The sequence below is a fragment of the Niastella sp. sgz303648 genome (assembly GCF_059587045.1).
Map to the genome: position 1 here is coordinate 1 of NZ_JCAPSW010000020.1, position 20,453 is coordinate 20,453.

Annotated in this window: 18 protein-coding genes; 2 read left to right on the forward strand and 16 right to left on the reverse strand. The window is 39.4% G+C overall.

All coding sequences use genetic code 11. The annotated features are described in order from the left end of the window. Positions 1 to 176: 176 nt before the first annotated feature. The 16 genes from AC59IL_RS34000 to AC59IL_RS34075 all read right to left on the reverse strand — a co-directional run bounded on the left by AC59IL_RS34000 (position 177) and on the right by AC59IL_RS34075 (position 15,748). Positions 177 to 701: a hypothetical protein gene (locus AC59IL_RS34000; RefSeq protein WP_496556720.1), complete on the reverse strand. Its 525-nt coding sequence runs from the start codon at positions 699 to 701 to the stop codon at positions 177 to 179. 409 nt (positions 702 to 1,110) lie between these two features. Next, a complete protein-coding gene (locus tag AC59IL_RS34005; protein WP_496556721.1) occupies positions 1,111 to 1,674 on the reverse strand; it encodes a hypothetical protein in 564 nt (187 codons plus the stop codon). Next, positions 1,671 to 2,423: an NADH-quinone oxidoreductase subunit B family protein gene (locus tag AC59IL_RS34010; RefSeq protein WP_496556722.1), complete on the reverse strand. Its 753-nt coding sequence runs from the start codon at positions 2,421 to 2,423 to the stop codon at positions 1,671 to 1,673. The genes AC59IL_RS34005 and AC59IL_RS34010 overlap by 4 nt, the downstream gene beginning before the upstream one ends. 8 nt (positions 2,424 to 2,431) lie before the next feature. Continuing rightward, positions 2,432 to 3,964 carry a hydrogenase large subunit gene (locus AC59IL_RS34015; RefSeq protein ID WP_496556723.1) on the reverse strand — a complete coding sequence of 511 codons (1,533 nt, stop codon included), beginning with the start codon at positions 3,962 to 3,964 and terminating at the stop codon, positions 2,432 to 2,434. Next, positions 3,939 to 5,366, reverse strand: a complete 1,428-nt coding sequence (locus tag AC59IL_RS34020) for a complex I subunit 5 family protein (protein WP_496556724.1) — start codon at positions 5,364 to 5,366, stop codon at positions 3,939 to 3,941. Before AC59IL_RS34020 ends, AC59IL_RS34015 begins: the two co-directional genes overlap by 26 nt. 4 nt (positions 5,367 to 5,370) lie before the next feature. Next, positions 5,371 to 6,000 (reverse strand): hypothetical protein, encoded by a 630-nt coding sequence (locus AC59IL_RS34025; RefSeq protein WP_496556725.1) that lies wholly within the window; start codon positions 5,998 to 6,000, stop codon positions 5,371 to 5,373. A 15-nt stretch (positions 6,001 to 6,015) separates the two neighbouring features. Then, positions 6,016 to 6,930 (reverse strand): respiratory chain complex I subunit 1 family protein, encoded by a 915-nt coding sequence (locus AC59IL_RS34030; protein ID WP_496556726.1) that lies wholly within the window; start codon positions 6,928 to 6,930, stop codon positions 6,016 to 6,018. A gap of 4 nt (positions 6,931 to 6,934) precedes the next feature. Further along, entirely contained in the window at positions 6,935 to 8,956 is a 2,022-nt protein-coding gene (locus AC59IL_RS34035) for a proton-conducting transporter transmembrane domain-containing protein (RefSeq protein WP_496556727.1), read from the reverse strand. Positions 8,957 to 8,958: 2 nt separating this feature from the next. Beyond that, on the reverse strand, positions 8,959 to 10,956 hold the full coding sequence (locus AC59IL_RS34040) for a proton-conducting transporter transmembrane domain-containing protein (RefSeq protein WP_496556728.1): 1,998 nt from the start codon (positions 10,954 to 10,956) through the stop codon (positions 8,959 to 8,961). A gap of 28 nt (positions 10,957 to 10,984) precedes the next feature. Continuing rightward, positions 10,985 to 11,266, reverse strand: a complete 282-nt coding sequence (locus AC59IL_RS34045) for a hypothetical protein (protein WP_496556729.1) — start codon at positions 11,264 to 11,266, stop codon at positions 10,985 to 10,987. A gap of 258 nt (positions 11,267 to 11,524) precedes the next feature. Next, on the reverse strand, positions 11,525 to 12,130 hold the full coding sequence (locus AC59IL_RS34050; RefSeq protein WP_496556730.1) for a methyltransferase domain-containing protein: 606 nt from the start codon (positions 12,128 to 12,130) through the stop codon (positions 11,525 to 11,527). A 16-nt stretch (positions 12,131 to 12,146) separates the two neighbouring features. Further along, on the reverse strand, positions 12,147 to 12,545 hold the full coding sequence (locus AC59IL_RS34055; RefSeq protein WP_496556731.1) for a glycine cleavage system protein H: 399 nt from the start codon (positions 12,543 to 12,545) through the stop codon (positions 12,147 to 12,149). Between the two features lie 66 nt (positions 12,546 to 12,611). Next, complete coding sequence (locus AC59IL_RS34060; RefSeq protein ID WP_496556732.1) at positions 12,612 to 12,749, reverse strand: hypothetical protein; 138 nt, start codon at positions 12,747 to 12,749, stop codon at positions 12,612 to 12,614. 77 nt (positions 12,750 to 12,826) lie between these two features. Continuing rightward, the gene (locus tag AC59IL_RS34065) at positions 12,827 to 13,135 is read right to left on the reverse strand and encodes a hypothetical protein (protein ID WP_496556733.1); all 309 of its coding nucleotides are present in this window, start codon (positions 13,133 to 13,135) and stop codon (positions 12,827 to 12,829) included. 67 nt (positions 13,136 to 13,202) lie between these two features. Next, positions 13,203 to 13,811, reverse strand: a complete 609-nt coding sequence (locus AC59IL_RS34070) for a methyltransferase domain-containing protein (protein ID WP_496556734.1) — start codon at positions 13,809 to 13,811, stop codon at positions 13,203 to 13,205. Between the two features lie 560 nt (positions 13,812 to 14,371). Then, a complete protein-coding gene (locus AC59IL_RS34075) occupies positions 14,372 to 15,748 on the reverse strand; it encodes a PQQ-dependent sugar dehydrogenase (RefSeq protein WP_496556735.1) in 1,377 nt (458 codons plus the stop codon). Positions 15,749 to 16,406: 658 nt separating this feature from the next. On the opposite strand from AC59IL_RS34075, the gene AC59IL_RS34080 reads away from it, so the two are divergent. Together AC59IL_RS34080 and AC59IL_RS34085 are read left to right on the forward strand one after the other, a co-directional pair. Beyond that, complete coding sequence (locus AC59IL_RS34080; protein WP_496556736.1) at positions 16,407 to 17,372, forward strand: hypothetical protein; 966 nt, start codon at positions 16,407 to 16,409, stop codon at positions 17,370 to 17,372. A gap of 960 nt (positions 17,373 to 18,332) precedes the next feature. After that, positions 18,333 to 20,435 carry a hypothetical protein gene (locus AC59IL_RS34085; RefSeq protein ID WP_496556737.1) on the forward strand — a complete coding sequence of 701 codons (2,103 nt, stop codon included), beginning with the start codon at positions 18,333 to 18,335 and terminating at the stop codon, positions 20,433 to 20,435. The last annotated feature ends 18 nt before the right edge of the window (positions 20,436 to 20,453 follow it).

The window sequence follows — 20,453 nt, forward strand, 5'->3', positions numbered from 1 at the left end:
TGTACAAAAGATCAATCTTCCGGTTCATCTTCACCATACATTAAAGATTTGGGTTGAAAAGTTAATAAGTTGACAGGTTGACAAGTTCGATAGTGTGGTGTGTAATAAAAAAGGCCGTCTCTTATTTTTGAAAGACGGCCTCTTTAATTTATGTATTTTGAGATTTTGTCCTCGTATCAGTTCCATGCTATGCTAAGGTTTTTGAACTCAGCATTTTTGTTTTCGAAATTAAAAGCGTCTGTGCCGGGGATGTGATATTCTACCGGATAATTAAATAAACTGAGCGCTTTTACTTCGGGTTGAACACCTTTAAAAACATACCTGCATTTTAAAGGAATATTTTTGCGAAGATCGGTAAAAGCAAAAGTGGTGGCATCTTTTAAACCAATATATGCTTTGTCTACCTGGTATTCCACACCGTTAATGTCTACTATCGACTTTACTTTAGCGGCAAACGCTTCAATATTTCTTCTTGTATTTTTTACAACGATTTCAATGGTTACCAACTGACTTTTTTTATTACCTTCTATCTTAATGATAGAAAAGTTCAGGTCTCCGTTTCGAACTTCGATAACCGGGTTATTTAAGAGAAGTGCTCTTTTCAGATATTCATTTTCTTTTCGTAACTCTTCGCAGGTTTGTTGAGCTGAAAGTTGAACAGAGGATAATACGATTGCTAAAAGATAAATAGTTTTTTTCATAACGTACTGGGATTAATAGGGTAATACACAAGGTTGACAAAAGCTATGCCAAAATATAATCACTTTTGTCGGAGAAGAGTTTTGTAATACATGATAACTATTAGTTGGTAAGTTCCGGAGGTGTTAAAAGAAAAATCTGATCTGTGAGCGATCAGATTTTTCTTAACTTAAAAGACACAGAGGACTACGCGATAATTGGACGGTATTCAAAATTGACTTTACCTAATTTACAAATAAAATTGTAGCCTGGAACAGAAACTGATTTATATCAGAAGTATAGTGCATCAATATTGATAGCTATCAACTTTGCTGCGGGAATTATGGTTGCCATGTTTTTTCCAAAAATTTATTAATATATTCGTTATAGTTAGATTCAAACAGTTATAATCATTCGGGTTATTAAAGTTTACTAATGAGCGCTGATTATTTTTTCAGCATAGTATAAAGCATCCTCAATTTTATAATAAATGTAATTCTCATCGATTTTTTGGGTCAGGTTATATTTTTTAAATTGATCTTTAAGATTCTCATCTACATCTGATAAAAAAATCATTATCTTTTTACCGGAAAGCCGTTTAATCACTTCATCGAATATTCGAACATCATCAGCGTTAATCAGCAGGATTTGTTTAAACCGGATAATCAGTATTTCCGGATGAATAGACATCATTTGTAATACATCAACATATTTATATAGAATTTCCATGGTAGCGGAATTACTAAGCTCGAATACTTCGACTTTTTTGGGAACAGATATTTCATTACTTCTAAAAATTCTATAGCCATTGATATGTTCCGGATTGGGGTAACGGATGGTTCTTCGAACAAGTAGTATTAATGCACACATAGCACCAATTGCTAAAGCCGTGCGCAGATCAATAAAAGCAAAAGGAAAAGCTATAAATATACTGATGAGAATATCTTTGCTTATTCCCTTTCTTTTTTCTTTAATATGGTTTTTATTATTGTTCACTTTCTTTTTCTGATAAGTTCAAGTACGCCATTAATAAAGGTCAACGGGTGCACGGGGTTGCCCGGCACATACAAATCAATTTTATATTTATCCGGGAAGCCGCGGTTTAGGGCAGGACTACCGGCAAAAATTCCTCCGCTGATGGCATCCGTTCCGGCAAGGATGATAATTTTGGGATCAGGTGTGGCATCATAACATATCTGTAGTGGTTCAGCCATATTTTCATTAATAGGGCCGGTGATCACAATGCCATCAGCATGTCTTGGCGATGCCACAAACTCAATTCCAAAACGACCCATATCAAAATTTACATTGCCACAGGCATTCAATTCCAATTCACAACTATTATCCCCCGCAGCAGATACCTGTCTTAACTTTAATGATCCGCTGAAATAATCGGCTATTTCCTGTCTTATTAAATCAGGATTGAGGGTAATTGGTTTATCTTCCTCTTCTTTTACCAACAATACATCCCGGTAGTTAGTAGCCATTTTGTAATCCTTTGTGAAGATTATTTTATCCGGATGGGCAAAAGCACACTCACCGCAAAAAATACATTTGCCCAAATCTATACAAACCGGGTTGGCACTAATGGCGCCTGTAGGACATAATTCAACTAATGCATCCTCGTCAACTTTTATATTGCTGATCACCGGGCGGCCACGAAAAATACCCGGCACTTCAACCTGCGTTATATCCGGAATGTATTGCTTGCCCTGGTGAATGAGTATTTTAATATTTCCCAGCATAGGTTTAATTATAAATCGTGTCCACAATAACTTAAATCGAAACTTTTATTGCATATCGGAAAATCGGAAATCTCATTGTTCCTCACTGCCAGCGCCAACGCCAGCCAGTTGTGCAGAGAGGGGTCTTTTATCTTATAATGCAACAAATCGCCTTGTTCATTAGTAACAGCACAATGACAAATTTCTCCCCGCCATCCCTCTATAAGTGAAATAGTAAATAAACCAGGCGCAGGCTTTTGCAAATCAGAATTGATGGTAAGTGGTTCCGGAATATTTTGCAACCATCGACGTATATAACCGATGGATTGCAGAATTTCTTCTTTGCGAATTTGTGTGCGGGAATATACATCACCATGATGTTTAATAACCGGTTCATGGTTTAGATGTTTAAATAAACCGGTAGGATGTGAACTACGAATATCACGTACAATGCCCGACGTTCGGGCTGCCATACCCACTGTTCCTATAGATTCAGCCTGTGCAGGTGTTACCACCCCCGTCTTTTCAAGCCTGGCAAGTACTGTAGGGAGGCTTTTCATTTCTTTATACATCTCCCGAAAATCAATTTCATAAGCATTTAAGACAGTAATTAGTCTCCGTGTAAGTTCCTTGGTAAAAGGGAAATTATTTTTTCCAGCTCTTATTAATCCTTTCGATAACCGGTTCCCACACCATTCCTGCATAAAATTAATAACGGGTGTGCGTAACCTGCCAAAAACAGCACTACCCAACTGGTAAGCTATATCTGTACAAATGGCACTCAGGCCGCCGGTGTGAATGGCCAGTCGTTCCAGCTCTAACGCCAGGGTTCTGACAAATAGTAAATCATAAGAAGGAGTAAACCCATTTAAACTTTCCCAAACATTTATAAATGCAGTGGTATGTGCAACTACAGTATCGCCAGCTATGGATTCAGCCAATACGGTGCGTTGCAGTAATTTTTTCTTATTTAAAAACAGTGTTTCAATGCCCCGGTGCTGGTAGCCCAATTGAATTTCCAGGTGCAGTATTTGTTCCCCATTACAAATAAACCGAAAATGCCCCGGCTCAATCACGCCTGCATGAATGGGGCCTACGCCTACTTCATGCAATTCTTCGCTATGTATCTGGTAAAAAGGATAATTTTCAATCCGGCTTTCGGGGTTGTTCCTGTTAAACGAATATCGCACCGGTTTTAACCAGGGATGATCGGTGTATTGAATACTATAATTTTCGTGTAGTTCTCTTTCGAAAATATGAAAGCAAAGGTGGCGGGCCGTGAACGATGGCAATAGCTGCAGATGATCTTTTTCCATTTCTGCAGAAGAAACATAAACAGTGTGTTCCGTGTCATTAGCAATACAGCAAATAAGTTTTATCCTGTTGTCGATAAAAAAACCATAGTAATTGACACAATGGCACTCCCTTTTTTGTACCAGTTTTGTATTCAGTTCCAGAAAATTGTCATACTCCAAAACCGGGATTTTTTGCAATGGAATGGTTTGATTATTTACTATCGTTGAATAATTGGTCATGTTATTTTGGTAAGTGCTGAATAGCATTATTAATAAGGTTTACAAATACCTGTGGTGGATTTAAGCCCAGATAAACGACTAATGCCAGGAAAATATACTGACTTAAAGATTCAACCGGGCTAATCTTTTCCACAGTTGCTTCATTAAACCCAACCGGCTTTATAAAGAGCATTTTAAAAATATTTTTTCCAAATGACCAGATGATCATCGTTAACAATAACAATACAATGGCAAGCAACCATAGGTGGTTACTTTCAAACAGTGAGCGGAATATCAGGAACTCACTTACAAACATGCCCGATGGCGGCATGGCTGTTACAATAAAAAAGCCAACCAACAATACCATGGCTCCTGCAATATTGTATTTGAAATAATCGCCGGCATCATAAATGCTTTTACTTTTATAAATGCGATACACCTGGCCTATCTGGAAAAACATGGTGGATTTGGCAAAGGAATGCAATACGAGATGCAGGATAGCTGCGTAGTAACCGATGCCACCGGCAGCCAGTCCCAACGCAATCAAACCCATATGCTCAACACTTGAATAGGCAAACATGCGTTTGAAATTCTTCACTTTAAGCATATACACAGTGGCGACAAAAATGGATAAGATGCCGGAAATGAGTAGTATTTTATTAGCCCAGGAAAAAATGGCTGTATGGCTGATAATGCCGTAAAAACGAAAGATGCCCAAAAACCCCACATTCATCAGTACACTACCAAATAAGGCGCCTGCCGGCGAAGGGGCTTTGTCTTTTGCATCAATACCGGCAGTGTACATCGGCACCAGACCCGCTTTGGCAGTAAACCCGGTAAAGATAAACAGGAAGGCCAGTTTTAGCCAAAACACGTTAAATGCTCCGGCATTGATGAGTAATACCTTGTAATTAAGATTTGTAATCCCCACCTGCTGTACCGCCACTGTAAGAAAAAGTATACCGATAAAAACGAGTGTAATGCTGATGGAACAAACAAACACGTATTTCCAGGTACCTTCCAGCGTACGAACATTACGCCGGTGGTAGATCAGGGCTGATGCACTTAGTGTAGTAAGCTCAACAAAAATCCAGGTAATGGCAATATGATTGGATAAATAGGCGGCGCTAAGTGCAGTCAGCAGAACCACCATCGCCGCAAAATAAATACCCCGTTCACGGGGAATATCCTTGTCTGTAGCAAAATAAATATAACTATGCCAGAAAACCGGCACACTGATAATGCTTAATGTAACCAGGAAAATGATAGCTAATGCGTCGGGAGTAAAATAACCCAATTCATCCCTGTTCTGGTGATTGTATTCATAAATTGTCAATCCCCATTGTAACAGGGTAAAAACGGTTATCAATAAATAATTTAAACGCTTATTCCTGTTCAGGAATAGCGCAAGGCTTATAAGTGCTGCACCAATAAGGTAAATTCCGATCATAATTTTAGTCCTTCAGGTTTCTTAACTGATCAACGTCCTGTTCCTTCAGGATATCGCCAATTTTATTTACAAATACACCCAGTATTAATACACTCGCAAAAATGTCGAGCAATATGCCAATATTTACCAGCATAGGCATTTCGGTACCCACAGCCAGCGATAAAACAAACACCCCGTTTTCAATGATCAGGAACCCCATAACGTGGGTGATGATTTTTTTTCTTGATATAATAAAGTAAAGACCAGTGAACAAAGCAGATAAGGCAGTAACGAAAAATATTTTCCTTATTTGTGGGTCACCAATGGTATTGGATAAAAGGAAAGAGCCTATTATAATAGTTGTAATGATTACTACGGAAAGAAAATCAGGAAGAAACGGATCTGATTCGCGGGTGATCTTATTTCTTTTAATAACATAATTCAGAAAATAAGGAATCGCAATTGTTTTAAAAACTATCGTTTCCGTTAGCACAAATAAAAGATTCGCCACATTGATTTCAATAAGCTCAATAAAAGCCACCCCAAATAGCAAAACACCCTGCAAGGCCAGTACACCAATATAGGTATTCAACCTTTTGGACAATCCCATGTGCAACAGGCTCATTACAAATGCTATTAATAAAATATTGGTCATCGCTTTGCTTTTTCATTAAACAATTTTGCCGAGCATCAGCAATACACCTAAAAATATGAGCAATGAAACAGACGTCAGTGTAAATATGTATTGCGGATTATGATTCATTCTAAACCTTGCCATAAATGACTCGATGATCCCTATCACTACAGCAATTACTATTTGGGTTGCAATAAAAATGGGTATGGAGAAATATAATTCAGAACCAGGTGTAAGAAAGAAATTGGCAATGAGTGCCCCATACATAGCAAACTTTAGATTAGTAGCATGAAGTATAAGACCCAAATCAAAACCACTGTTATCAAGTATCATCACCTCATGCACCATCGTTAATTCAAGGTGTGTTTTGGGATCATCAATGGGCATGCGGCTATTTTCAATTAAAGCAATGATGATGATTACAAAAGCAGCCAATACACCTACTGCATAGGATATGTAAGTTTTAAAATGAAGCGACCCGAAAATTTCCTGGAAGGAGGTGTAGCCTGTTAATAAAGCAAATGATCCCATAAGAATGAAGAAAGCCGGTTCAGCCAGCAGCGAGTACAATGCTTCGCGGCTGGCACCCATCCCTTCAAAGCTGCTGCCGGTATCCAGTGCAGCTATAATGTTGAAAAATTTTCCAAGCGCCAGTACGTATGCAAAAAATACAAAATCGCCATTGAATGAAATAAGACCCGGTTGACTGCCGAAAGGAATCATGGCAATGGCCATGAGTACAGAAGCAAAATATACGCTGGGGGCAATCTGAAAAATGAAACTGGTTGTTTCGCTGTAAACCGCCCCTTTCTTCAGCAATCTCCAAACATCTTTCAACGGCTGAAAAATTCCCGGCCCTTTGCGACCGGAAAAAATACTTTTTGTTCGGCCAACAATACCTGTAAAAAATAAACTGGCTGTCACAATTAATAAAAAATTCAGTATCCCCATAAATCTATACCTGTTTAAATAAGTTTATTAAATAAGTAATCGCATCTATTAGCATGGGTATAGTAATTACTATAATGATAAAAGCTACCCCATATAAAATATAAAATTGCTCACTGCCGTTTTGCAGAAAATTGAACCGGCCCAGTAAACTTTTTAAAAGCTTCAACGGCCTGTCGATAAATACAGCCTCCATTTTGTCATACGGATGTGTATTAGAATGAATGGGCTGGGGAAATACATCTTTAATTTCTCCTTCCGATTTGTTCATCATGAGTAATGGTCTTATCAGTTTACGACAGGATCGTACGAACGAATTAGCAGTATATTGAAAGCGGGTTGAGGAAGCTGTATATCCGCAACCCCAGGTGGCAGAGGTGCTAATCTTTCTCATTGCTGTCATCTTTAACTTTAACCAGTACACGATAATGCAAGTAATCAGAAAAGAAACAGAGCTTATACTTACCTTTTGCAGGGTTTCAGCAAAAGGGCCTGATAATACAGGTGCAGTTTGAGAACCCGTGTAAAGAGTTACTACCGGAGTCAAAAACCGGATAAATAGCTGCGGCAACAATCCAATTAAAATAATTATAAAGGCCACCATATACTTAGGAAAAAGGCGCGCAAATTCAGCTTCCTGTATAGGGGCAGGATATGGATGGCGCTGCGTTCCTAAAAAAATAATACCGAAAGCCTTGGTAAAGCAAAGTATGGCCAAACCACCGATGAGTGCAAGACCGAAAAGCGCAGACACCAGCACAATAGCGGATGAAAGTGGATTGTTTACAATGCCATTGAACAAGCCCGAATAAATAAGAAACTCCGAAATAAAACCGTTGAACGGAGGTAGCCCGCAAATGGCCAGGGAAGCAATTAAAAATAAGGTAGCAGTCCGGGGCATTTTTTTGATCAGGCCTCCTAATTGTTCAATGTCCATAGTATGGGTTGCTTGATGTACCGTTCCGGCAGCGTAAAATAAAAGTGATTTAAAAAGGGAATGATTGAGGGTGTGTAACAAGGCGCCTGCAAAGCCGGCAAAAGAAAGATAGGGGTTGTTCAGGCCTAAGCCCAGGCAACCCAATCCGATACCAATACCGATGATGCCGATATTTTCAATACTGTGATAAGCCAGGAGTTTTTTTACATTATGCTGTATAATGGCCAGCATTACACCATATACACCCGATATTACAGAAACTATCAAAATGGTATAACCCGCCAGCAGGTAATTTAATTTTGTTAGTAATATCATGCGCAAAATGCCAAAAATGCCGAGCTTGATAAGCACGCCCGACATTACCCCCGATACATGCGACGGCGCAGCCGGGTGCGCATGAGGCAGCCATGTATGAAACGGAACAAACCCCGCTTTAATGGCAAAACCAATAAATAAAAACAGGAAAAGCAGGAAGCTGAGTGCCGGATGAGCATGTGTGGTGTAATTAACAATGGTATTGAAATCATACGAGCCTGTATGCGAGCTGACCCAAATGAAAGCCAATGTTAGAAATGTGATGGAAATATGGGCCTGGATAAAATAATTGATACCCGCTTTAAGAACATCAATTTTTCCATGTTCAAATATGATCATTAAAAAAGCCGATAGGGTCATTATTTCCCAAACACACAAAAAGGCAAGCATGTGTTGAACGCAATAAATAGCAATCATGGCAAAATGGTTCAGCACATAACTGATATAATGGAGGGTTATATCGGCAGATCTTTTTTCATAGGCTTTCATATAACGCCTGCCATATAGAATACCCGTAAGCATGGTAAAATTCATCAGGAGAATAAACCATCCCGAAAGGGCATCGGCACGAATAACAATTTCCCCAAAAACAGTTCCACCATAAAACTTCTCTTCAAATAACCTGCCTTGCAAAGTTTGTATGGCTATCCATGAACTAAGCCCGCTATTAAGTATTACCCCCAGCAGCGCAATATCTCCTTTTTTTCTTTCCTTTACCCATACGATCAGAAAAGAAAAAATAATAACAATGGCAATGATGGCAATACCCGGTATCACATTTATAGTAAATTTAAAAAGGTGGCAGCAATGAGTGCTATAATAAAAAAGAGACCATAGAGTACATACATTTGTGTTTGACCGCTTTGAATAAAAGTAAAGTAATTCATAAAGCCCATCAGCCGCTTATTCAGCCTGTCAATAATCCGTGTTCCAAAAAATTCGCTATAGTGTGATTGATAACTACGGGCAGATGGAAAAATGACGGCGCCTTCTATTTCATGATATTTCTTATTTTCAGCAGTGAAATAACTGAACAGTTTTGCCAAACTTTTGGTAAACGACTTGCCGGTATATTGCATCCGGGTGTTTGGCGCCACATACCCACATCCCCATGTAGGTAAAAAAGCCCGGGACTTCTTTTTCGAAATGCTTACCCGTATAAAATAGATAACGGCAATCAATCCGGGGAGTATCGCGGAAACTCTTCCTGTCATTATCAACACCGGAGAAAGCATATTAGCGCCATTGTCGGGTTTATACAAGGTATCAAATAATTTGATCACAGGAACAACAGCATGCAATACTGCATTTGGAAAAATACCAATCAGTAGCATCCCGGTCAAAATGATAAACAGTGGTATTTGCATAATCATTGAAACTTCTTTTGGCTGGTGGGCAAGTGGCGTGCGGGGCATGCCCAGGAAAATAGTACCAAATGATTTGGTAAACGTAAGCATGGAAATACCACCCGCCATAGCCAAAGCCGCAATGTTTAGTATCATCAGCAAATTGAATTGAACATTGCTGGTCTTTATCCCTTCTATCAATCCGCTGTAAATAAGAAATTCAGAAACAAAACCATTGAATGGAGGGAGTGCACTGATAGCCAGTGAACCGCATAAGAAGAAAAAAGCAGTTGAAGGCATTTTTTTAATTAATCCACCCAGGTGTTCCATATTGCGGGTATGTGTTTGCTGATAAATGTTACCAGCTGTAAAAAACAAGAGCGATTTATACAGGGAATGATTAAGCGTATGCAATAGCGCAGCGGCAAAACCAATGAAAAATATAAATGAATTACCGGTTGCTTTGCCGATTAAACCGATACCTGTTCCCATGCCTATAATGCCAATATTTTCAACAGTACAGTAGGCTAACATACGTTTAAAATCGCGGTGAACGGCAGCATTCAGAATACCATAAAATGCGGTAAGCACAGATAGAATAAGAACGCCTTCGCCTATTTGCAGGAAACCGGAATGGAGATACGTTATCATGCGGAGTATTCCATATATACCCAGCTTAACAATTACTCCCGACATTACACCCGAAACATGTGATGGCGCTGCCGGATGCGCATGTGGCAGCCATGTATGCAGCGGTATAAACCCTGCTTTGATGCCAAAGCCAATAAAAAAAATGAGGAAAAGCCAAAGGTCAGCATTATGGCTGAAGAATTTGCCGGTAGCCGAAAAATCAAACGACCCTTCAGCCAGATACACCCAAATAAAGCCAATGGTTAACAGGGCTACCCCAATATGCATCTGTATCAGGTAATTCACACCTGCCTTCAAGGTATCAGGTTTTGCATGTTCAAATATCACCAGCAAAAGAGATGAGATAGACATGATCTCCCAGGCAACGAGGAAGGCCAATCCGTGCTGCAACATACAAACCCAAAGCATAGACGATTGGAAGATAACAAATAATATCCAGTGCAATGAGGTATTGTTTTTTTGTGCTTCATATGGCTTCATATACCCGATACCATACAAAGCGCCGTTAATACAGGTGAAGTTTATTATGAGCATAAACCAGGCTGCAAGCGGGTCAATACGAAAGGGGATATTTTCAAATGGAAAGCCTAAAAAAAAACTATGTTCAATAATAGTATTTCCAAACAAGGTATGAATAGCAGGAATAGATGTAAATATTGCATTTATTAATACCAGCAGAAAACCCGCTATTGATTTTTTCCCTGCAGGCAAAAAAGGTATAAGAGCAAGGCTTACAAAAATGGATGCTACTGAACTAATTATCAAATCAAATTCTTTCATTAATTATAAACGATATTAACTTATTATATTAATGGAGGTGCTCTTTTTGCATGGAGCGTTTAACCTGGTTAAATTTTATCCTTGCCATATTGATGTTACTCCATTGTTGAGCATTATAATCTACCGGCCGGAACGCATTTATATGCTGTAACATTTTATCAATAAACCGGGCAATGATATGGCCGTTTACTTTATGTTCTTCCAGGCTTTTCATTGCAACATCAATAAAACGTTTAACTTCATCCTGTGACCCGGCAAACAAAATTTTATTAATGAGTTCACATCGGTATTCATCTATAGTTAATGTCATAATAAAGCAATTTGGTTGGGTTTAGTTATATGATTTGTTCACTACAGGATCATATCCTTTACTCTCAGGAATTCAACGTGCTTTCATTGGGGGGCAAATACGAAAAAGCGTTTCGCCATTTAACAGCTTTTTCAAAGAAGTTTGGAGGGCTGCGTCGGTTATCATAGGGGTTTGTTGTTTCTGGCGGCAGCCCATCCAAACAATCATGGCAGAAATTAGGGTCAGGACTTTAAGGGGTCAGGATTAGTGATAAAGGGATCATTTTTTCATCCAAAATTTTAATAAGTTGTTTAATTGTGTTTCGATTAACTGATAACCTGGTGGTATTTCATCGTCCCAGCTACAGTAAGTTACGATACGTGTACCGACCGGCATATCTTCTAATTGTTTATACAGGTAGTGGCTATAATAATTGTACAGTTCATTTGAATAGGCTATTTTATTATCTATTTTATCCGTTCCATCAAGGTTTTCAAAAAAGGAGTTATAGAAATAAAAATGATCATATAGCTTTAGGTCCAGCTGTGTAAAATTTCGATGAATAAAATATACATTTTGCAATCCGAGTAGTTTCCTTACATTTTCAGCATGATCTACCAGTTCTTTGCGCTGTTCAACCCCGAAAAAAGAAGCCGAGGGCTTGTAATAAGCACCAGCCAAACAAAATTTTCCGGTACCACTTCCAATATCTAAAATTTTAGCATGCTGCGTATTTACAAGAAATTTTACCGCCCGGTTAACAACTAATAATGGTGACCAATGTATTTTATCCAGTTGCTGAATAGCTAAAGGGAATAATTGGCAAAAATGCGACTCCTCTGAAAAATAATTATCGGAATAGTATGAAGTTGGGACAAAGGACATGTCTAAAATTTATAATTCACATTTTCTTAAGTGAAAGTTTATATTCCTCAGGTAACTGTAAGCCTTTTCTTTCTTTAAGTTGATCAGGTACTATCAATGCAATCCATCCATTATCTTCTGGCTGTTGAAGTAAAATATTTTTTTCGTCGGTTAGCAAAATATCATTGAAGCTAATAATTTTTCCTTCTACCGGCATGTGTACCGGAACCTGGTAATCGTCGTATTGAATACTGGCTATAACTTCGCCTTGATTCGTCAGGTCAGAATTTTCCGTGAATACAATCTGCTGAATTTCCTTAATCCCTGACAACTTAAACGCACAAATGCCAATGTATGCCACAGACCCCTGGAAATCTATCCATTCATGATCATTTGTATAGTATAAGTTTCTGTTTAATGGTTTGGGAGCATCCATCTTATAAAGTTACCCGGAACAGAAACTATATGCAGTAAAACTTATCACAGTAAAAAGTGATTTTTATCAATTTTCAGGCAAACCAGCCAATTTTAAATATTTATTGGGGAAAATAATTCTCATTTCCAGCAAAGGCACAAATTTTAACCTTTTGGTTGGCTCTCTAATATTATTAACCCCGTTCAGAATCAGCGGTTTTTTCAATTTGCCAATTTGCATTGTACCGAACAAAAAATGAAAGCCATATTGCTCGTGACAACCGCATTAAATAATCTCTTTTTTCAGCACACATAGTTAGTATTAATTGTTTTTACCCAGCTCTTCCAGGCAGGGATTCTCAAAAGGACATTAACAAAACCAACCGCAAACTGGTAATTGATATGGATATCTTTAATCTTACCTGTTTCCAACGTGTTTTCAAGATGTTTGACTAATTTTTTGAGGTGAATTTCAATGCTAACATCATCCAAACCATTTTCAAGATGTTTTATGATGTTTTTTATCATAATTCTTTCACAAGCTAAATATCCATTTACGAGTTTAAGATCGTCGATAATCTGCTCTGCTTCCGAAGTAAAATTCATGGGCATTGGATAACTTTAATTTACTCTCCAAAAAATATTTTTACTGCTAAATTTATGCATGCTGAACCAGCGATCATGCCTTCAACCAGAACTTTAATAAAGTACCAACCTTTGATTCTACCTGGAAGTAATCCGGCGGTATTTTATCTTCAAGGCAATGAAAGGTAGCTAGCCTGGTTCCTGCCGGCATCTCTTCCAGCTTTTTATACAGTTGGCGGTGATAATAATTATATAAATGGGGTGAATAAGATATACTATCATCAATTTTATCTGTAGTCATTATATTTTCATAAAAGGAATTAAAGAAATAAAAATGATCGAATTGCTTAAAATCGAGTTCGGTTATATTACCATGTATAAATTGAGCATTTTGTAATCCAAGCACATTCCTGGCTTTTTCGGCATGTTCTACCAGGTCTTTGCGTTGTTCAACCCCAAAAAAGGAAGCATAGGGTTTATAATAAGCGCCAGCCAGACAAAATTTTCCTACGCCACTGCCAATATCCATTACTTTAACACCCGGATGCGGTGCAAGAAATGATGCCACCATTTGGGCAATATTTAATGGAGTCCAATGGCGGCAGGCTAATAATTGAATCGGTTCAGGGTACAGGGCATGTAATTGTGAATCGGTACTAAACCATTGATCTAATGAACAGGTGGAACTTGTTATTGATGACATAGAGTCGGTTCTTAAAATTTCCCTTTGGTAAAAAGTTTGTATTGTTCAGGCTGCATTAATCCTTTTCTCTCATAAGGCCGGGCAAGTCCTATAAAAAGCCACCCATCCCCATATAGGCTACTGTACCCTGAAAGTCAATCCACTCATGATTATTGGTATAATACAGATCTTTTTTTAGAGGTTTACTCATGGCACGAAGTTACCTTATCGCTAAACCGCTTGCCGTAAACCTTATCACCTTAAAAAGTGACTTTTATCAATTTTTAAACGATGCCTTTGAATTGTTATGAGTATAAGTGGGTTCATAAATGTATTCCACACTAATGCATTGATCTTCTTCATTACAATCAATTCGTAGGGATATTCAATGCCTGGAGAAACTGATTTATATCAGTATTATAGTACATCAATATTGATGATCATCAACTTTGCTACGGAATCAATGGTTCCCGGATTGTTTCCCGGGTTTTATTAATATATTCGTTATAGTTAGATTAAAGCAGTCATAATCATTCGGGTTATTAAAGTTTAAATAATCCGGTCGTTACTGGCCGGATTATTTATTTAAAGACCAGTTTAAATACTTTTCCGGTATTGCCCGATGGGCCCTGTGTGGAAGAAGTGGTGATGTATAATTCACCATCATCGTCTTGTCCGAATCCTTTCAGATAGTAGCCTATATCATCGGGATGACTTTTAAGTGAAACTTCTTCATACGGCCAGCTGCCTTCCCAGCCTTGCGGGGTTGCCATAAACAGTTCGCCATTTGCGGTGGAAGGCGTTTGCGAAAAGGTTCCAAAAATATATTTGCCCTGCCATTCAGGAATTTGAGTACCACGATAAACATATCCTCCTATAACGGTAGTTGCTTTACCACCCTGGGGATTTTGCCAGTTGTTGAGTTCTATGACAGGATCATATATTGTTTTTCCCCTGTTATCAAAGGAAGGACATGAAGGTAATTCCTTTGAACTATCGGTTGCATTGAAGCAATGCCTGCCTTCCTTTACATTCCATCCGTAATTGCCGCCTTTTTTTACAGCATCAATTTCTTCCCATAAGGCCTGGCCGGCATCACCTGCTATTAACATATGCTCTCCTTCATTATCAAATGACATGCGATAGGGATTGCGAAAACCAAAAGCATAGATCTCATCTTTACCAGGTTTATTTACAAACGGGTTGTCCTCCGGTATGCCATAAGGATCTCCCGTGTTTACATCAATGCGTAATATTTTACCAAAAAAATTGGCTTCAATGTCCTGCGCATTGCCACCTGCATTAACAGAATACCAATCATCCACATGACCCGGCCCTACATCATTAGCGGCGCCACCGTCGCCTATAGATATATACAGATATCCATCGTGACCAAATGCCAGTGTTCCTCCATTGTGATTGAATTGCGGATCGTCCCATTCAAGAAGCACTTTTTCAGAGTTCGGGTCGGCTCTGAGAACGTCGGGTAAAACGGTGAATTCTGAAACGCGACTGAGATTGTTCCATGAAACGGAACTGGTTGGTCCGCCTGCACGCGGAGGCAATTGATAATAAACATAAAAGCGGCCGTTTACTTTGAAATCGGGGTGCAATGCAAAACCTAATAAACCGCGTTCATCATAATCTGGATTAAGTGTAACGAGTTTGCTGGTTAAATCCAGAAAAGGAACCGGACGCTTATAAAGATCTTTATCAAGTACCCACACTTTTCCGATCTGATCAACTATATAAAGCCGTCGGCTATGGTGTATACCAATAACCTGTACAGGCGATACCAGGTCGTCGGCAACCAGTTCTATATCAATTGCTTTTTTCACATCAGGTGCATTCGTTTTCTGGCAACCTGTTGCTATCAATATGGTTATAAATGCTATTGAACTTAATAAAATGAATGAAGGAATGAAACAGCTGGGAGCGTTTGGCGGGTTGATTCTCATAATCCTTAATTTTAAATAGTTTAATACTACGGATAAACAAAACATAACAATTCCTCAGCGCATTACACTACGTAATTTGCTTAGGCCTGTAAGTATTCCTGTGGGATATTGCTAATTAACCTGAAGGTTTTTTTGTAGGATAACCTCATGGCGAGGCGGGGTAAATCAGTCCTTCAAAAAGTAGATAGCTTCATGTGGTACCTCTGGCAGATAATAAAAAGAAAGGATGATCAGCTGTTGTTTCGGGATAACAGATTCATCAAGCTAATACTAAGTTCGTTCATGTGCCGGTCTTTTCCAAAAAATGATAAATAAAAAATGAGTTTACAAATGCCTGCCGTTAAAATAAAGCTTAATCAAAAATTGATTGATATCATATAATAGGTTCTGTATTTTAATTCTTAATTGTAATCCCTTATCCATCGGCTAAATCAGATATATTTGAATAGTGATTCTCACAACAACGTTTTTGTCTTCGTGTATGAGTTTAGCTTTATCACCCCAACCTTCTATTACATTACCTCTGTTTAACTAAAAAAGGAATTACCAATTATTTATTAAACTGTTCGCATAATGCGATCGTTAAAATTGCAATCCATTAACCTATGGGTTTGCTCATTGCTCTTCATTATAACACCTAAACCCCCCAACAATAATTATGAAATATTTTAAGATTTCTATAGCTGGTATGGCGATTACCTTAGCTATATTCTTTGGTTGTAAACGCGATACCTTGCCTAAAACAGGAAACAATACAACGCAAACCGGTGCCGCTGTATCAAATGGAAGCACATTAAGAAAGGCTGCATTAAATGTACCAACGCTCACCTGCGGAAGCGCTACCGGCGCTTCTATTACAATCAGCGTATGTGCCGGCGCTTCCGGAGCACCTGCCGGCTTTTCTGTTCAGTGGATGTTAAAATCTGATTACGTTGCATACGGCTGGCCTGCAAATTCAGATAATCCTGGCTATGCTACCAGCTTTTGTAAAGCGTCTTTCTCGGGTGTTCCGGGTTGCTCAAATTATAATTTAGGCGCTAATGGATGTATATCTGTAAATATTGGTGAAAACCTGTTCGATAATTGCGGAGCGTCGGCCAGTTGCATCACTCAACTTGATTGTGGTAAGGAGTATGTTTTCCGTTCATTTGCACACAATGATCCTTCGTCAGGTGCTGGAAAAAGCGACTTCTCAGCAACTATAACCTGTTCAACATTACCTTGTGGTGGTGATGGTTGTACCTATACGCAGGGGTACTGGAAAACCCATGGTCCCGAAGGTTGCGCAACCGGTAATAACACGAATGTTTGGCCTGTAGCCAGTTTACAACTTGGCACATCTTCTTATACCGACCTGCAAATATGTAACATTTTAAATACGCCGGCGGGTGGAAATGGCTTAATGGCATTGGCGCACCAGTTAATAGCCGCAAAAATAAATATTGCCCATGGATCAAATGGTGCTGCCATTGCTTCATCAATTGCAGCAGCAGATGCCATGATAGGCGGCCTGGTAATTCCTCCTGTGGGGAGTGGTTATATCGCTCCTTCATCAGCCAGTGCTCTTATAACAGCATTAACGAATTATAACGAAGGCGCTACAGGCCCTGGTCATTGTAATTAAAAAATAAGCACTCCGGTTAACATACTGGTTAATTAGTAAAAATAAAATCCCGCCACGTGGCGGGATTTTATTTTGCACAGAATAAAATAAACTACTTACGCAGTTTGATTTTGCATTATTAATTATGGCGTTCTTTTATTTTTATTAGTTATATCGGCACAAATAAAAAATACTATTGAGCGTTTAAAACGTCAATGGGAGTTGTTACATTTCATCTTTGATATCTGTCAAAATCAATAAGAAAAGATTATAAGAAGTGGTTGTATTGAAATAAAGTTTTATATCTTCGGGTCGGTTATTATTTGTTATCTGTTACAATCAAAAAGTTCTTCTCAATTCGCTCCCCCTGTCAATGTTTGATTTTATATTCTATCCGGCAACCATTCTTCATCCGTATAATTTTCTCCAATCTCCTATTTGAGTCGTGTTAAGCAGAACCGGTAAAAGGAAATCGTTTTAAAAAAAGGCTTGAAACTTACAGATCTAACCAGTTTTAAAAGGTTATCTACTTACTATCATTAAAAAGGAACTGCGACAGCAGGTGCTAATTGGTGTTTATACCTGCTTCTTTTAGTATCTGGTCTGCTTTACACCAGGTTTGTTTCTATTTATTGAATTAACAGCGCGGGCGTGCTTTGCATGGCTGCATGCTGAAGGGTATTTTATTGTTTGTGCCATTTAACTACGTTTTATGGAAAGGGATTCTTTTGCTTTTTGCTTTGATAAAAGTTTTTATGAGTATACAAGCGGCATCAGGCGATTCCTGCGCCCGCAATCCAATATTCTTTCTGCATATCATCTAAGTTTTTTAAAGTCCTTAACCGGCCTCAGGTGGATGATTGACGCACATGTATTATGCATCCACAGGGCGCGGGCGCCTACTGTTCACTGTACTGGCAATATCCTTCATCCTTCAGCCCTAAACTAACTACAACTTTTTTAACCTCAAATATGCGATGTATGGATAATAAAAATCTACCCGGTTGCCAATGTAGTAACTCCACGAAATGGTTATCGGGTGTAACAGGCATTTTCAGGAGCGTCCTGATGCTTATTTTACTCAGCTTTTCTGTAATGCCACTTTTCGCCCAGATTGTGGTAGATGGTAACCCGGGCGACTGGCCTGCGGTATTAAATGCCAATGGTGGTACGGTCAAAACTTTTGTACATGATTCAACCAACTCGAATGATGATCAGTTTACACAAGGCAGCTCGGATGTTGACCTCATTGAAAAATGGCGCTGGAATCGTGGCCAAACCAATGACAAGGGCGACATTGTTAATACCGGTGTAACGCTTATTGGTACAAAGCTGTTTTTCTTCGGGGATCGTACTTCCATAAACGGGAGTGCCCAGATCGGCTTCTGGTTTTTTCTCAATGATGTGACGCAAAAGTCAGACGGTACATTCAATGGCACCCATGCACCAGGCGATCTGCTGATACTGAGTAACTTTACCAATGGGGGTGGAGCCGTGAACATCAGGGTGTTTGTATATAAAGGTGTAGAAAAGGGCAAGGCTGCGTTTGATTCGATACCGGTAAGCAGTCTTGTAGGGGGAGCAGTTGTTAACAATCAACAATACGATGTGCCAAACAATGTAACCGGTTGGACTTATACATCAAAAGGGGGGCCTGCGAACAAGTATGTTACCGGTTCATTTTTTGAAGGATTTGTTGACCTGTCAAAAATACCGGGATCGAATATATGTTTCCAGCAGTACTTAATGGAGACCAGGAATTCCCCGTCGATATCTGCTTCTCAACAGGATCTGGCAGCAGGTACGTTCGATGTACTGCCTAATATTACCCTGAAAGTAGCCCTCAAAACAGGCGTAGATTCAGTTGGTGGAACACCGGGATGTCCAAGACGTTTCAGCATTGATGCGCTTGCAACATCAACTGTCGGCCTGAAAGTAACCGGAGGAGCAACCTCCTATACCTGGGTTCTATCACGTTCAACCGGAACTCCTGGTTCTGAAGTAACATTTACACCAAATGGTGATAGCGCTACATTTACAATTAACAACCTTACAGCTACTGCCTTTACTTATAAGGTCGTAGTAACAGGTTCAAATGCACCGGGGTGCGAAGACAAGGATTCGGTCTGCCTGAGTCCAGGAGGTCAGCCGCCACGGTGTGGAGTAATAGGTCCTGATACGCTATGTCCTAAGCAAACCGGTACCTGGATCTATGATCCGGATAGTAATGGAGTTGCCAACCCGATTCCAACTGGTTTCTCGGCACTATGGAGCCTGGTAAACAATACCAATGGAGCTACCATCAATCCTCCGCTTAACAGTAATACGGTAACAGTTACTGCAAGCACATTATGTAATAATACCGGATTCAGAGTAAAACTCACGCTCACTTCAACCGGAGGCGGTATACCAACCACGGTTACCTGCAGTGATTCGGCTGTGATTGCTGTAAAAGGAGAACTCACGCTTACATGCCCGGCAGATAAAAATCTGGCATGCGGCGCTTCGACCAATCCATCGAATACCGGAACAGCTACAGCACCGGATAATGGTTGCGGCGTTAAGCTCATGTACATTGATACCATCTACAGAACGTGGGTTGCTATAGATGCCTGCGGAAGTAAGAAGACCTGCAGACAGGTTATCAGGGTCGACACCTGCGTAGTAACCAATACGCTTCCGGCAAGGCAGAGCACCGAAACACTTACATCGGGCCCAACTCTTATAAGTGATATTGCTCCGTCGAATCAAACTACAAAGCCCAGGGATATACCTTCATTAACAAGTCCGAATGGTACTTCATTAAACACCGGATTAGGCAAAGATTTGCAGATACAGGCATTCCCCAATCCTTTCAGTAATGAAGTAAACTTCCGCTTTGTTTCACCGGTTGGCGGCCGGGCGATACTCGAAATTTTCAATACACAGGGACAACAGGTAGGAATTGCTTTTGATGGAAAGGTTGATGCCGGTGTTATTAAATACGTACAGTTCAGTACGCGTTTAACCAACCAGGCGCTCATCTATACACTTAGGGTAGGAGGTAAAGTTGTAAGAGGTACAGTTTTGGAGCTTAAGAGATAAAAATGGTGTGTGTTTTTT